Raw genomic sequence first — 13,524 nt, 5'->3', positions numbered from 1 at the left:
CCTTACTTGCACGCGCACTGCACCGTCTAAAACTCTGCGTTTGAACCTGTTGCGCCCCGGACTCTAGCACCGGCCTAACTTCAGCAGGAGCCACCGACATTTGAAGCGCTCATCGGTCGTTCACCCCGGTGACAGCTCCACCCCGCGCACCCACTCGTCCACTTCGGAGATCTGAAACTTCCAGAGACGCCCCACCTTGTGAGCCGGCATGTGCTTGTCCGCGATCCAGACATAGACGGTCTCCTTGGTCACCCCGAGGTGGCTGCGACCTCGTCGGCTGACACCCAGGGCGCACTCACGAGGGCACCGTCTCGACAGGTTGGGGTAACTTCATGGTTGCGACCCTACCGAAAGCTGCCGTTTCTAGCGCTTTTCCCCAAGTGGTCATGTTTGGCCGCGGCTGCTTCCAGCAGCGGGGCTGCCAGCGGCCATGCAACGGTAACGATGGAAGTCTGAAAGTCGTTCACAGCTTGGCCTCCGATCGTCGTGCTACCCCGGAAACGGATCGAGACGGCAGGCGGATCCTCCAGTCTCAACAGATGCTAATGCTTGCCGCATCGATTGGCCTGCAATGCCGGGGATGCGAGACGTCTCGTTGTCTACGCCATGCAGCGGGCGTGGCCGGGTGGTAGCGCGAGGCCGTCGGTCTCGCGACTATGGTGCGCTACCGCGCGGCGGTCGCCTCGCCTGCAGTTCGCTGGGGCTCACTGGGTCTCGCGTGCGTGCCCGTTTCAGGAAGGCGTCTCGTAGTAGGACGTCTCGCTCCGCGTATCTAAGGGAGTTTCGTCGGCGGAGCCGCGCCACGGTGTGTTGGTCTCTTGACGCACGAACGGCAGTTCAGTTGCGGTCGGTTGCACCTCGACGCGCTCGTCACTGGAGGCATGCACCATCGGCACGTCTCCGGCGAGACCGCCTCGGGGAGCAAGACCGCAGTTGAACGATTCGGGAAGAAAGCGCTCCTCGAAGGAGCCGAGGACGGACACGCCGCCCTCCTCCGGCACTTCGACGGGCGAGGCCGATTCTCGACGGCTCTACTTGCTACCGCGACCAGGCTGAGGGAGCGCGGCTTCAGCCGGCTCTCCTCCGAGGTGGGTCGAGAGCGACAACGTGCCCTCGTCCGTAGGGACGCGCCTAGCCCGGCACGCCCCTCAACCTCCTACTTCCGCCGGTTCAGCACCTTCGTCCCCACCCCCGCGATCGCCGCGCCTACGATCGGCGCCACCAGGAACACCCACACCTGCCCGAGCGCGTCCGGCCCTGCGAACACCGCGGCGGCGATCGACCGCGCCGGGTTCACCGACGTGTTGCTCACCGGGATGCTGATCAGGTGCACGAGCGTCAACGTGAAGCCGATGGCGAGCGGCGCGACGGCCTTGTATTCGCTCTTGGCGGTGACGGAGAGGATGACGGCGACGAATACGGCGGTCAGGACGATCTCGGTCAGCAGGACCGCGCCGAGGCCGAAGCCGCCGGGCGATCCGGCGCCGTAGCCGTTGGAGGCGAAGCCGGAGTCGCGGGCGGCGGCGAGGTAGCCGGCGGGGCCGTCGGCGGCGACGAGGAAGACCATTCCGGCTCCGATGAGTCCGCCGAGGATCTGGCTGACGATGTAGCCGGGGATGTGCTTCCACTCGGTCCGGCCGGCGATGGCGAGGCCGATGCTGACGGCGGGGTTGAAGTGGCCGCCGGAGATGTGGCCGACGGCGTAGATACCGGCCATCACGGTGAGGCCGAAGGCGAGGGCGACGCCGAGGAAGCCGACTCCGAGCGCGTTGCCGGAGTCGGGGAAGGCGGAGGCGAAGACCGCGGTGCCGACGCCGCCGGCGACCAGGAGGAAGGTGCCGAACGCCTCCGACGCGTAGCGCGCTCCGGCCGAGTACTGCTCGGCGTGCTCGGTGCGCTGCTCGCTCGTGGTGCGGCTGGCGGTGGGGGGGCGGGCCATGATCGTTCTCTCTCTCGGGTCGGGGGAGTGCCTGCGGGGTCATAGGGCACCGGGACACTCCAGCACCAGGCAGTCGGGCCGGAGCCGGGACGCGGAGGGCTCTCAGATTCCGCCGTACGACCGTTCCGTGAGCGGCCTGGAGCCACTCGCTCGGCGGCCATCCCTGGCGCCCATGCACAGGTGCCCGTCACCGTAGCGACCGGCCGTCGTGCGCACGTCCCAGCACCGGGGACAGGCGGGAAACGGGCTCCAGGTGGCACGCGCACCGCCTCACCCACCTCCCTCTTCTCCTCCGCCCGCCTCCCTGCTACGGTGCTCTGAACCGGTTTACAAAACCGGTTCAGACGCGGCGACGAGCGAAGGAGCTCCCATGGCGGGCAGACCGACGATCCTCGACGTCGCGCGAGAGGCCGGCGTGAGCAAGGCGCTCGTCTCGTTCGCGCTCAACGACCGGCCGGGCGTCTCGCCCGACTCCCGCGAGCGGATCCTCCGCGTGGCCGCCGAGCTCGGCTACCGGCCCAGCCTCACGGCCCGCTCCCTCTCCACCAGCGTCTCGTTCGCGGTGGGCCTCGTCGTGGCGCGCGACCCGGCGGTCATCGCGGCCGACCCGTTCTTCCCCTCCTTCATCTCGGGGGTCGAGCGGGTGCTCGCCGAGCGCGGCCGCGTGCTGGTGCTCAGCGTGGTCGATCCGGGCGCCTCCGAGGAGGCCGTCTACCGCACGCTCGCGGCCGACCGCCGCGTCGACGGGGTGTTCCTCACCGACCTCCGGCAGGACGACTCCCGACCGGCGATGCTCGCCGAGCTGCAGATCCCGGCCGTCACGCTCGGGCGACTCGAGGGCTCCTCCTCACCCGCCGTCGTGATGGACGACTCCGCGGGCATCGCCGACGCCGTCCGGCACCTGGCGGAGCTCGGCCACCGCCGCATCGCCCACGTCGCGGGGCCGGACCACCTGCTCCACTCCTCCCGCCGCCGCGAGGCCTTCACGCGGGCCTGCACCGACGCGGGGCTCGAGCCCACCGCGCTCGTCGCCACCGACTTCAGCGCCGAGCAGGGCGCGGCGGCCACGGAGCGGCTCCTCGACAGCCCGACTCCGCCCACCGCGATCGTGTTCGGCAACGACCCGATGGCTATCGCCGGCCTCGGTGTCGCGCACGCCCGCGGGCTCCGGCTCCCCGACGACCTCTCGATCACGGGCTTCGACGACTCCGAGATCGCCGCCCACGTCTACCCGTCGCTGACCTCGGCTCGCACGCGCCCCGCGCACTGGGGCGAGGAGGCCGCCCGCACGCTGCTCGACCTCATCGAGTCCGGCAGCGCCCCCGACGTCGACCTCGAGCCCGCCGGGCTCGTGGTGCGCCACTCGACCGCTCCTCCGCGGCCGTCGACCCACTGAAGACGCGTGCGGACCGTCGCGCACGCCGGACAAGGAGAACACCATGGCCCCCTCGACGACGAGACGCTGGCTGACCGGGATCGCCACCGCCTCCCTCGCGACCCTCGCCCTCACCGCCTGCAGCGGCGGCGGTGGAGCGTCGACCGACCTCACCGCCACCGGACCGATCACCATCTGGTACTCGAACAACGAGCAGGAGGTGCAGTGGGGCAAGGCGATGGTCGACGCGTGGAACGCGGACCACCCGGACGAGGAGATCACCGGGCAGGAGATCCCCGCGGGCAAGAGCAGCGAGGAGGTCATCGGAGCCGCGATCACGGCCGGCAACGCGCCGTGCCTCGTCTTCAACACGGCCCCCAGCGCGGTCGGCCAGTTCGAGCGCCAGGGCGGACTCGTCGACCTCTCGAAGTTCGACGGCGGCGCCGACTACATCGAGACCCGCAGCGGCGACCTCGCCGAGCAGTACCAGAACGCCGACGGCGAGTACTTCCAGATGCCGTGGAAGAGCAACCCGGTCGTCATCTTCTACAACAAGGACCTCTTCGCGAAGGCGGGACTCGACCCCGAGAACCCGTCGCTGTCGACCTACGACGACTTCCTCGCGACGTCGAAGACGCTGGTCGAGTCGGGTGCCGCGCCCGCCGCGATCCAGCCCGCGCCCACCAGCGAGTTCTTCCAGACCCAGTTCGACTTCATGCCGCTCTACGCCGCGGCCACCGGAGGGACGAGCCTCGTCGAGGACGGCAAGGCCACCTTCGCCGACGACGAGGGCTACGAGGTCGCCGACTTCTGGAAGAGCCTCTACGACCAGGGCCTCGCCGGCCGCGAGCAGTACCAGGGCGACGCCTTCGCCGACGGCCAGGCCGCGATGTCGATCGTCGGCCCGTGGGCGGTCTCGGTCTACGACGACCTGAACTGGGGCTCCGTCTCGGTGCCCACCCCCGACGGCACGCCCGCCGAGGACACGTGGACCTTCAGCGACGCGAAGAACGTCGGCCTCTACTCCGCCTGCGCCAACAAGGGCACGGCCTGGGAGGTGCTGAAGTTCGCGACCAGCGAGGAGCAGGACCGCTCGCTGCTGGAGACCACGGGCCAGATGCCGCTGCGCACCGACCTGCAGACCACCTACGCCGACTACTTCGAGGCGAACCCCGCCTACCAGCGCTTCGGCGACCAGGCGAGCCGCACCATCGAGGTGCCGTCGGGCCCGAACACGGTGCAGATGCTGCAGGCGATCCGCGACGCGTGGGGCAAGACGGTCATCTTCGGCGAGGGCGACGTGAAGACGGCACTCGACGGAGCGGCCGAGACCGTCACCGGGCTCGCCGGCCAGCAGTGACCCGGCCGTGACCACCCTCACCCGCCGGCCCGCGCCGGCCGGGGCACCGGGGAAGCGGAGCCTCCTGCACCGCGTCCTCGGGCCCCAGCCCCTCGGGCTGCTGTTCGGCAGCCCCTACCTCCTCTTCGTGCTCGCGGTCTTCGCGTTCCCGGTCGTCTACTCGGTCTGGATCGCGTTCCACGACTTCTTCTTCGCGGCTCCCGGCGTGCAGGTGGAGCGGCCGTTCGTCGGCCTCGACAACTTCGTCACGGCCTTCTCGAGCCCGCAGGTCATCCGCTCCTTCGGCAACATCGGGATCTTCCTGGTGATCAACGTGCCGCTGACGGTGGTGCTCTCGCTCCTGCTCGCCGCGGCGCTCGACAAGGTCGTGCACCTGCGGACGTTCCTCCGCGTCAGCTTCTACGTGCCCTACGTCACGGCGAGCGTCGCGGTCGTCGGCGTCTGGCTGTTCCTCTTCAACGGGAACGGGCTGGTCAACAGCCTCCTCGGGCCGCTCGCGCCGAATCCGTCGTGGCTGATCAACGAGCAGCTCGCGATGCCGATCATCGCGCTCTACGTCACCTGGAAGCAGCTCGGGTTCTACATCCTGCTGTACCTGGCGGCGCTCCAGAACGTGCCGAAGGAGCTCTACGAGTCGGCCTCGACCGACGGCGCCGGACGCATCCGCCAGTTCTGGTCGGTGACCGTGCCGAGCGTGCGGCCCGCGACCCTCCTGGTGCTGCTGGTGTCGACCGTCACCGGGGCGAACCTCTTCACCGAGCCCTACCTCCTCACCGGCGGAGGCGGCCCCAACGGCGCGTCCGCCTCGCCCGTGCTGCTGATGTACCAGCTCGGGATCCAGCAGGGGCAGCCCGACGTGGCCTCGGCCATCGGCGTGGTCCTGGTGCTGCTGGTGCTGGTCATCGCCTATCTGCAGAACCGCTTCGCGGGGGAGAGGAACTCATGAGCACCCTGTCCAGTGCCGGAGGCGCCGCCTCGGCCGTGCCCGCCGCCGTCGCCCCCGAGAAGTCGCCGCGGAGGCGCCCCGTCGGCTCCAGCCGCGGAGCCGTGATCGTGCGCGGAGTCGTGCTCGCGATCGGCGCGATCGTCTTCCTCTTCCCCTTCTACTACATGATCGTCGGCTCCCTGCAGACGGATCCGGACCCCACGTTGGCGGGAGCGATCCCGGAGCCGGGCAACCTCACGCTCGACAACTACGTCAACGTGAACGAGCGGATCAGCCTGCTCACCGGACTGGTCAACTCCGGGATCTTCACCGGCGGCGTGCTGCTCTGCACGGTGTTCTTCGGCGTCCTCGCCGGATACGCGCTCGCGATGCTGCAGTGGCGGGGGCGCAACGCGGTGTTCGCGCTCGCGCTGCTGGTGCAGGTCATCCCGTTCCAGCTGCTGCAGATCCCGCTCTACGTGCTGATCGCGCGCGACTACGGCCTCGCGGACAGCCACCTCGGGATGATCCTGCCGTTCGCCATCAACTCGACGGCGGTGATCATCTTCCGGCAGTACTTCCTGCAGCTCCCCAAGGAGCTGTTCGAGGCGGCCCGGATCGACGGCGCCGGTGAGCTGAAGCTGCTGTGGACCATCGCGCTCCCGCTGGTGCGCCCCGCGCTGGTGACCGCCGTGCTGCTGACCTTCATCGGCCCCTGGAACGAGTTCCTCTGGCCGTTCCTCATCACCAAGGACGCGTCGCTGCAGCCGCTCGCCGTGTCCCTCGCCAACTACATCTCGAACGTGGCGTCGTCGACCGACAACCCGTTCGGAGCGATCCTCGCGGGAGCCGTCGTGCTCGCCGCGCCCGTCGTGGTGCTGTTCATCGTGTTCCAGCGCTACTTCGTCTCGACCGATCTCGGATCCGGAGTGAAAGGCTGACCATGTCTCCCACCCTCACCACAGTCCCCTACCGTCTCGAGCGCGTCGGCGTCGTGATGGAGCCCGCTCCGGGCGACGCCCTCGAAGCCGAGGGGGTGCTCAACCCCGGCAGCGGCCGCGGACCCGACGGCGAGCTGTACCTCCTGCCCCGGATGGTCGCCGCCGGCAACGTCTCCCGCGTGGGCCTCGCCCGCGTGATCGTCGAGGGCGGCGTGCCCGTCGGAGTCGAGCGCGAGGGCGTCGTGCTCGCGCCGGACCGCGGCTTCGAGCGCGGCGCGCACAACGCCGGCGTGGAGGATCCGCGGATCACCTTCATCGAAGCGCTCGGCCTGCACGTGATGACGTACGTCGCCTACGGGCCGCTCGGGCCCCGGACGGCGCTCGCCGTGTCGGAGGACCTCCGCGACTGGCGGCGCCTGGGCCCGGTGACCTTCGCCTACGACGACGCGCTCGACATCGACCTGGGCCTGTTCCACAACAAGGACTGCGTGTTCTTCCCCGAGATCGTCGCCGCCCCGGACGGCACGCGCTCGTTCGCGGTGCTGCACCGGCCGATGTGGGACCTCGGCGAGACGCGGCCGGGCGAGGGCGTGCGCCTCCCGGCCGGGATCGAGGACCCGCGGCAGAGCATCTGGATCAGCTACGTGCCGGTGGACGAGGTCGACCGCGACCTGGCGAGCCTCACGCGCTGGACGCGGCACCGGTTCCTCGCGGGCCCGGAGTTCCCGTTCGAGGAGCTGAAGGTCGGCGGCGGCCCCGCGCCGCTGCGCGTGCCCGAGGGGTGGCTGCTCATCCACCACGGGGTGACCGGAGTGATCGACAGCGCCTTCGCGCAGCAGCAGCACGTGAACTACTCGGCCGGAGCGATCCTCCTCGACGGCGACGACCCGTCGCGGGTGATCGCGCGCACCGCCGAGCCGCTGCTCGAGGCCGAGACGGAGGAGGAGCGCAGCGGGATCGTCCCGAACGTCGTCTTCCCGACGGCGATCGAGGAGATCGACGGACAGCACTACGTCTTCTACGGCATGGCCGACTCGAAGATCGGCGCGGCCCGCCTCGTCCGGACGGACGGCTGACTCCGCTGATCGAGTCCACCGGCGCCTCCCGCTGATCGAGCCGCCCGCATCGCGGGCCTATCGAGATCCGCCCCCGCACCCCACCCAAGGAGAGTTCGATGACGAACACGCTCACCAGATCGGCGGCCGTCCTGGCCGCCGCCGCCCTCACCGTCGGGGGCCTCGCCCTTGGCGCGACCCCCGCGCAGGCGGCCGAGCCGCTGACGAACACGGCGCACCTCGACTTCCTCCTCGACACCGCCACTCCGGTGCCCGAGCCCGGCCACACCACCTACCGGCTCGACGAGGAGCCGACCCTGGTGATGCCGTGGACCTACGCCGACGCCCGCGACGGCGGCGCCTTCGAGCGCGTGGGTGGCGGCCGCCTCGATCCGGCGACCGGCGACTACGAGCAGGGCGCGTTCAACACCGACGACATCTCGCGCGCCGCGGTCGTCTACCTCCGCCACTGGCAGCAGACCGGATCGACCGAGAGCCGCGAGAAGGCCTTCGAGACGCTCCGCGCCCTCGCCTACTTCCAGACCACCGAGGGCGAGGACGCCGGGAACGTGGTGCTCTGGATGCAGACCGACGGGGAGCTGAACGCGAGCGCCGAGCCGGTCGAGCTGCCGGATCCGAGCGATTCCGAGGACAGCTACTGGCTCGCCCGCACGCTCTGGGCGCTCGGCGAGGGCTACGCGGCGTTCCGCGACACGGATCCGGAGTTCGCCGCCTTCCTGCAGGATCGGCTGCGGCTCGGCGTCGCGGCGGTCGACCGGGAGGTGCTCACGCGCTACGGCGAGTACGCGCAGGCCGACGGCGTGCAGATTCCCGCCTGGCTGATCGTGGACGGCGCCGACGCCACCTCGGAGGCGCTGCTCGGCCTCTCCGCCTACCTCGAGGCCGCTCCCGACGACTCCGCGGTGCGCACGAGCACGGCCGAGCTCGCCGAGGGCGTCGCCGCCTACGCCCGCACCACGACGACGGAGGCGGACACCACCGCCTGGCCGTACGGCGCGATCCTCCCGTGGACGAAGTCGCGCACGCTCTGGCACTCCTGGTCGTCGCAGATGGCCGGCGGCCTGGCCGCGTCGTCCGCGGCGCTCGACGACTCCTCGCTCCTCGAGCCCGCGCTCGTCGACGGAGCCCGCTTCGCTCCGGAGCTGCTCACCGCCGGCGGCCCCGACAACGGCTGGAACCCCACTCCGACCGACCGCGTGCAGATCGCCTACGGAGCCGACTCCCGCCTGCAGAACTCGCTCGCCCTGGCTGACGCCACCGGCTCCAGCGCCTTCACCGACCTCGCGGCCGTGCAGGGCGCCTGGTTCTTCGGCCTGAACCGCAGCCTCGGCCCGGTCTACGACCCGGCCACCGGAGTCGTCTTCGACGGCGTCCAGGCCGACGGGTCCGTCAACCGCAACAGCGGCGCCGAGAGCACGATCCACGGCCTGCTGGCGATGCTGGCGCTCGACGAGCACCCGGACGTCGCCGACCGCGCCCGCTCCGTCGCCACCGAGCGCTCGCGCGACGGGCTGACGCTGGTCGAGGCGGAGAGCGCGCGCGGCGGCACCGTCGTGACGCCCGAGTCGTCCTGGACCGGGGAGGCCGGCTGGAGCGGCTCGTACCTCTCGCTGACCGACCCGCGCCGCGCGGTGTCGATCCCGATCGGCTCGTCCACGCAGGACCGCGTGGTGGAGGCCGTCATCGACCAGCCGCAGCGCGGTACGGAGCGCACGCCGCTGAGCGTCTGGACGTCCGGGAAGCGGCCGCTCGACCTGCTCCGCTCGACCGTCGGGTCGCAGGGGGTGACGGAGGCGTCGGGCGCGCTGCTCTCGGAGAAGCTCCGCCGCACCGTGCCGGCCGGCTCGTCGAGCGTCGAGGTCCGCCCGCTGAGCGGTCAGACGCGCCTCGATGCGCTGCTGGTGCGCCCGCTGGTGACGCGCCTCGTGGTCGGAGGAGAGGGCGGCCGCACCGAGCTGATCCGCAACTCCACCGACGGGGTGCGCACCACGGCGATCGGCGTCTCGGGCGGCTCCGGCACCCTGCGCGTCTACTCGCAGGACGGCGCGCTCGTGAGCGAGACGTCGCCGTCCGGAGCCGTGTCCGTGCAGCTGCCCGCGCAGGGCTTCGCGGTGCTGGTGGGCTGAGGTCGGCCCTGCTGGTCGAGTAGCCGTTACTCGATCGGCAGGGGGCGGTGAGTCCACGGAAGTCGCGGTACTCGCGTTCGAGTACCGCGACTTCTGCGTTCTCGTGGGGCGAGGGCGGCGGGGAGGCGCGCGGCTGGGCGCGGACCATCAAATCGATGAGAGCGCTCTCTCGAAAACGCTTGACCTCTCCGCGGGGGCGTGCGTAAGCTCGCCGCACACCTCGTGAGAGCGCTCTCACATACGCGGAACAGCACGCGTGAGAGCGCTCCCAGGGGTGCCCCACCACCATCACGAAGGAGTGACCGTGCCCTATTCACGACGCACCAGGATCGCCGCGGCGATCGCCGGCGCCTCGGCCCTCGCCCTGATCGTCACCGGATGCTCGTCGGGATCCGACGCCTCCGAGGGCGGCGAGATCGAGCTGACCGTCACCACGTTCAACGCCATGGGCTTCGACGAGCTCTACGGCGAGTACGAGGACGCCAACCCGGGGATCACCATCGTCCCGAACAACATCGACACCGGCGGCAACGCGCGGACCGACGCGTTCACCAAGCTCGCCGCCGGCTCCGGACTCGCCGACGTCGTCGCCATCGAGGAGGGCTGGCTCGGCTCCGTCATGGAGGTCTCGGACCAGTTCGTCGACCTGCGCGACCACGGCATCGAGGACCGCAAGGCCGACTGGGTCGATTGGAAGTACGAGCAGGCGACCGACCCCGAGGGACGCGTCATCGGCTACGGCACCGACATCGGACCCGAGGGCCTCTGCTACAACACCGCCGCCTTCGAGGCAGCGGGCATGCCCACCGACCGCGCCGCCGTCGCCGAGATGCTCGGCGGGCCGGACGCGACCTGGGACGACTACTTCGCCGCCGGCCAGAAGTACCACGACGCCACCGGCAAGGCGTGGTTCGACCACTCCGGATTCGTCTGGAACGCCATGGTCAACCAGCTGCCCGAGGGGTACTACACCTCCGACGGCGAGCTGAACGTCGAGGGCAACCCGGAGCTCGAGGAGCGCTGGGGCCAGCTGACCGACGCCACCGCCTCCGGCCTCTCGGCCGCGCAGAAGGCGTGGGACTGGAACAAGGGCAAGTCGTTCACCGACCAGACCTTCGCCACCTTCGTCTGCCCGGGCTGGATGTTCGGCACGCTGAAGAGCAACGTCGAGGCCGGCGGCGGGAACGCCGAGGCCACCGGCTGGGACTTCGCCGACGTCTTCCCCGGCGGCCCCGCCAACTGGGGCGGCTCGTTCCTCTCCGTCCCGACCCAGTCGAAGCACCCCGCCGAGGCCGCCGCGCTGGCGTCGTGGCTCAGCGAGCCGGAGCAGCAGCTGAAGGCGTTCGAGGCGGCCGGACCGTTCCCGAGCACCCTCGACGCGCAGAAGGAGCTCGCCTCCGCGGCCGCTCCCGACCCCGGCATGAACGACTCCCCGACCGGCGCGATCCTCGCGCAGCGCGCCGAGGGCGTCGTCGCCCAGTACAAGGGCCCGGACGACTCGCTGATCCAGGAGAACGTCTTCGGACCGGTCCTGCAGAAGGTCGACCGCGGCGAGATCGACGGCAAGGAGGGCTGGAACGAGGCGCTCCAGCTCCTCGGTGAGCTCGTCGACTGATCCGGTCGGGCCGACGCCCGGGGGCTGACCCCTCCGGGACGACGCCCCACCATCACGGGAGGTCCGGCCGGCATCGCCGCACGGGAGAACCGTTGCCGCCGGCCGGACCGAGACCTCTCCGGCCCCGCCGCATCCCCTCCGACTCCGACTCGACCTCGAAGAGAGCGCCATGACGAGCACACTCACCCCGCCGACCACGGCGACGCCCCCCGCGGGGAAGCGGCGCCCGGCGCCCCGACTCCCGCTGACCTTCCGCCAGCGCGCGAGCCGCTTCGACGTGAAGGCCTCGCCCTACCTCTACATCTCGCCGTTCTTCCTGCTCTTCGCGCTCACCGGAGCGTTCCCGCTGGTCTACACGCTCGTCGTGTCGCTCTACGACTGGCAGCTGCTACAGGGCCAGGGCGACTTCGTCGGGTTCGCGAACTTCGCGGCCGTGCTCGGCGACCGCTTCTTCTGGAACTCGATCGTCAACACGCTGAGCATCTTCCTGCTCTCCACGATCCCGCAGCTCGCCGTCGCGCTGCTGCTCGCGGCCGCCCTCGACCAGGCGCTGCGGGCCAGCACCTTCTGGCGGATGAGCGTCCTGCTGCCGTACATCGTCTCGCCGGTCGCGGTCGCGCTGATCTTCTCGAGCGTCTTCAGCGACCAGGAGGGCCTGATCAACAATCTGATCGGCCTCGTGGGCATCAGCCCGATCGAGTGGACGAACGACCGCCTCGCCAGCCACGTCGCGATCGCGACGATGGTCAACTGGCGCTGGACCGGCTACAACGCCCTCATCCTCCTCGCCGCCATGCAGGCCGTGCCGCGCGAGCTGCACGAGTCGGCCGCGATCGACGGGGCGAACGCGTTCCGCCGCTTCCGCTCGATCACGATCCCCAGCATCCGGCCGACCCTGATCTTCGTGATCATCACCGCCACCATCGGCGGCCTGCAGATCTTCGCGGAGCCCCGCCTGTTCGACGTGTCGAACGCGGGCGGCATCGGCGGCTCGGACCGGCAGTTCCAGACCACCGTCCTCTACCTCTGGGAGATGGCGTTCTTCCGCCAGAACTTCGGCGAGGCGGCCGCGATCGCGTGGCTGCTGTTCCTCCTGATCGTGCTGATCGGCCTGCTGAACTTCGCGATCTCGCGGCGGATCGCCTCCGTCGAGAACCGGATCTCGCAGCGCTCGAAGCGGCGCTCCGCCCGCCCCGCGACCGCCGACGAGATCGCCGCCGCGGACCCCCTGCTCACCACCACCGGCCTCGGCCAGAACGAGAGCGAGCGATGACCGCCCCCGCCACCTCCGCCGCCTTCCCGGTGCGCCGCGTCCGCGCCTCCCGCGCCGGCCGCGTCGACCGGCCCGGCTTCCTCACCTACGGGCTGCTGAGCGCCTTCATCCTCGGCTCGACCTACCCGCTGTGGTGGTCGTTCGTCGTGGCGAGCGGCTCGAACGCGACCCGCAGCGAGACCCTGCCGCTCGTCCCGGGCGGCAACTTCCTCGCCAACGCGTCGCAGGTGCTGACGGCGATCCCGTTCTGGACGGCGCTGCTGAACAGCGTCATCGTCTCGGGGATCATCACGCTCTCCGTCGTGTCGTTCTCGACGCTCGCCGGCTACGCCTTCGCGAAGCTGCGGTTCCGCGGGCGCGACGGCCTGATGATCGGAGTCGTCGCGACCATGGCGATCCCGACGCAGCTGGGCATCATCCCGCTGTTCATCCTGATGCGGCAGCTCGGCTGGACCGGCTCGCTCGGCGCCGTGATCGTGCCGACGCTGGTCACCGCGTTCGGCGTCTTCTTCATGCGCCAGTACCTGGTCGACGTGATCCCGGACGAGCTGATCGAGGCGGCGCGCGTGGACGGAGCGAACCAGTTCCGGACGTTCCTCACCGTCGCCGTCCCGGCGGCGCGACCGGCGATGGCGATCCTCGGGCTCTTCACGTTCATGATGGCCTGGACCGACTTCCTCTGGCCGCTGATCGTCCTCAGCCCCACGAATCCGACGCTGCAGACGGCGCTCGCGCAGCTGCAGTCGGGCTACTACGTCGACTACTCGATCGTGCTGGCCGGCGCCGTGCTCTCGGTGATCCCGCTGCTGGTGCTGTTCCTGCTCGCCGGACGCCAGCTCATCGCGGGCATCATGAGCGGAGCGGTGAAGGGCTGAGGCCCGGAGACTCCCGCGG

General features: G+C 70.5%; 12 protein-coding genes. 9 read left to right on the top strand and 3 right to left on the bottom strand.

Going from position 1 to position 13,524, the window contains the following annotated elements; all coding sequences use genetic code 11:
- Positions 1 to 120: 120 nt before the first annotated feature.
- From C5C35_RS14400 to aqpZ, 3 genes are all read right to left on the bottom strand, one after another.
- On the bottom strand, positions 121 to 252 hold the full coding sequence (locus C5C35_RS14400) for an excisionase family DNA-binding protein (protein WP_258069077.1): 132 nt from the start codon (positions 250 to 252) through the stop codon (positions 121 to 123).
- Between the two features lie 479 nt (positions 253 to 731).
- Positions 732 to 983, bottom strand: a complete 252-nt coding sequence (locus C5C35_RS16750) for a hypothetical protein (RefSeq protein WP_146084611.1) — start codon at positions 981 to 983, stop codon at positions 732 to 734.
- 173 nt (positions 984 to 1,156) lie between these two features.
- Complete coding sequence (aqpZ, locus tag C5C35_RS14395) at positions 1,157 to 1,939, bottom strand: aquaporin Z (protein WP_104263406.1); 783 nt, start codon at positions 1,937 to 1,939, stop codon at positions 1,157 to 1,159.
- 370 nt (positions 1,940 to 2,309) lie between these two features.
- Here aqpZ and C5C35_RS14390 point away from each other — a divergent pair, with 370 nt between their 5' ends.
- The 9 genes from C5C35_RS14390 to C5C35_RS14350 all read left to right on the top strand — a co-directional run bounded on the left by C5C35_RS14390 (position 2,310) and on the right by C5C35_RS14350 (position 13,505).
- On the top strand, positions 2,310 to 3,335 hold the full coding sequence (locus C5C35_RS14390) for a LacI family DNA-binding transcriptional regulator (protein ID WP_104263405.1): 1,026 nt from the start codon (positions 2,310 to 2,312) through the stop codon (positions 3,333 to 3,335).
- A gap of 43 nt (positions 3,336 to 3,378) precedes the next feature.
- The gene (locus tag C5C35_RS14385) at positions 3,379 to 4,674 is read left to right on the top strand and encodes an extracellular solute-binding protein (protein WP_104263404.1); all 1,296 of its coding nucleotides are present in this window, start codon (positions 3,379 to 3,381) and stop codon (positions 4,672 to 4,674) included.
- A gap of 7 nt (positions 4,675 to 4,681) precedes the next feature.
- Positions 4,682 to 5,620, top strand: coding sequence for a carbohydrate ABC transporter permease (locus tag C5C35_RS14380; RefSeq protein ID WP_104223956.1), 939 nt, complete (start codon positions 4,682 to 4,684; stop codon positions 5,618 to 5,620).
- Complete coding sequence (locus tag C5C35_RS14375; RefSeq protein ID WP_104263403.1) at positions 5,617 to 6,540, top strand: carbohydrate ABC transporter permease; 924 nt, start codon at positions 5,617 to 5,619, stop codon at positions 6,538 to 6,540. Before C5C35_RS14380 ends, C5C35_RS14375 begins: the two co-directional genes overlap by 4 nt.
- Before the next feature lie 2 nt (positions 6,541 to 6,542).
- Complete coding sequence (locus C5C35_RS14370; protein WP_104263402.1) at positions 6,543 to 7,616, top strand: glycosidase; 1,074 nt, start codon at positions 6,543 to 6,545, stop codon at positions 7,614 to 7,616.
- 98 nt (positions 7,617 to 7,714) lie between these two features.
- Complete coding sequence (locus C5C35_RS14365) at positions 7,715 to 9,742, top strand: hypothetical protein (protein ID WP_104263401.1); 2,028 nt, start codon at positions 7,715 to 7,717, stop codon at positions 9,740 to 9,742.
- Positions 9,743 to 10,046: 304 nt separating this feature from the next.
- Positions 10,047 to 11,357: an ABC transporter substrate-binding protein gene (locus C5C35_RS14360; RefSeq protein WP_104224001.1), complete on the top strand. Its 1,311-nt coding sequence runs from the start codon at positions 10,047 to 10,049 to the stop codon at positions 11,355 to 11,357.
- 169 nt (positions 11,358 to 11,526) lie between these two features.
- Entirely contained in the window at positions 11,527 to 12,630 is a 1,104-nt protein-coding gene (locus C5C35_RS14355; protein WP_104247219.1) for a carbohydrate ABC transporter permease, read from the top strand.
- Complete coding sequence (locus tag C5C35_RS14350) at positions 12,627 to 13,505, top strand: carbohydrate ABC transporter permease (RefSeq protein WP_104223961.1); 879 nt, start codon at positions 12,627 to 12,629, stop codon at positions 13,503 to 13,505. The genes C5C35_RS14355 and C5C35_RS14350 overlap by 4 nt, the downstream gene beginning before the upstream one ends.
- Positions 13,506 to 13,524 lie beyond the last annotated feature (19 nt).

This window comes from Rathayibacter sp. AY1F8 (assembly GCF_002932165.1).
In the GTDB taxonomy this organism is placed as follows: Bacteria; Actinomycetota; Actinomycetes; order Actinomycetales; family Microbacteriaceae; genus Rathayibacter.
Note: the sequence above shows the minus strand (reverse complement) of the source record. Positions and strands in the feature narration are given on the sequence as shown.

What these genes read in the sequence shown, in the direction of transcription:
- aqpZ (WP_104263406.1), bottom strand. Translation starts at nt 1,939, where the DNA reads ATGGCCCGCCCCCCCACCGCCAGCCGCACCACGAGCGAGCAGCGCACC.
- C5C35_RS14370 (WP_104263402.1), top strand. Translation starts at nt 6,543, where the DNA reads ATGTCTCCCACCCTCACCACAGTCCCCTACCGTCTCGAGCGCGTCGGC.
- C5C35_RS14375 (WP_104263403.1), top strand. Translation starts at nt 5,617, where the DNA reads ATGAGCACCCTGTCCAGTGCCGGAGGCGCCGCCTCGGCCGTGCCCGCC.
- C5C35_RS14385 (WP_104263404.1), top strand. Translation starts at nt 3,379, where the DNA reads ATGGCCCCCTCGACGACGAGACGCTGGCTGACCGGGATCGCCACCGCC.
- C5C35_RS14355 (WP_104247219.1), top strand. Translation starts at nt 11,527, where the DNA reads ATGACGAGCACACTCACCCCGCCGACCACGGCGACGCCCCCCGCGGGG.
- C5C35_RS14365 (WP_104263401.1), top strand. Translation starts at nt 7,715, where the DNA reads ATGACGAACACGCTCACCAGATCGGCGGCCGTCCTGGCCGCCGCCGCC.
- C5C35_RS14390 (WP_104263405.1), top strand. Translation starts at nt 2,310, where the DNA reads ATGGCGGGCAGACCGACGATCCTCGACGTCGCGCGAGAGGCCGGCGTG.
- C5C35_RS14350 (WP_104223961.1), top strand. Translation starts at nt 12,627, where the DNA reads ATGACCGCCCCCGCCACCTCCGCCGCCTTCCCGGTGCGCCGCGTCCGC.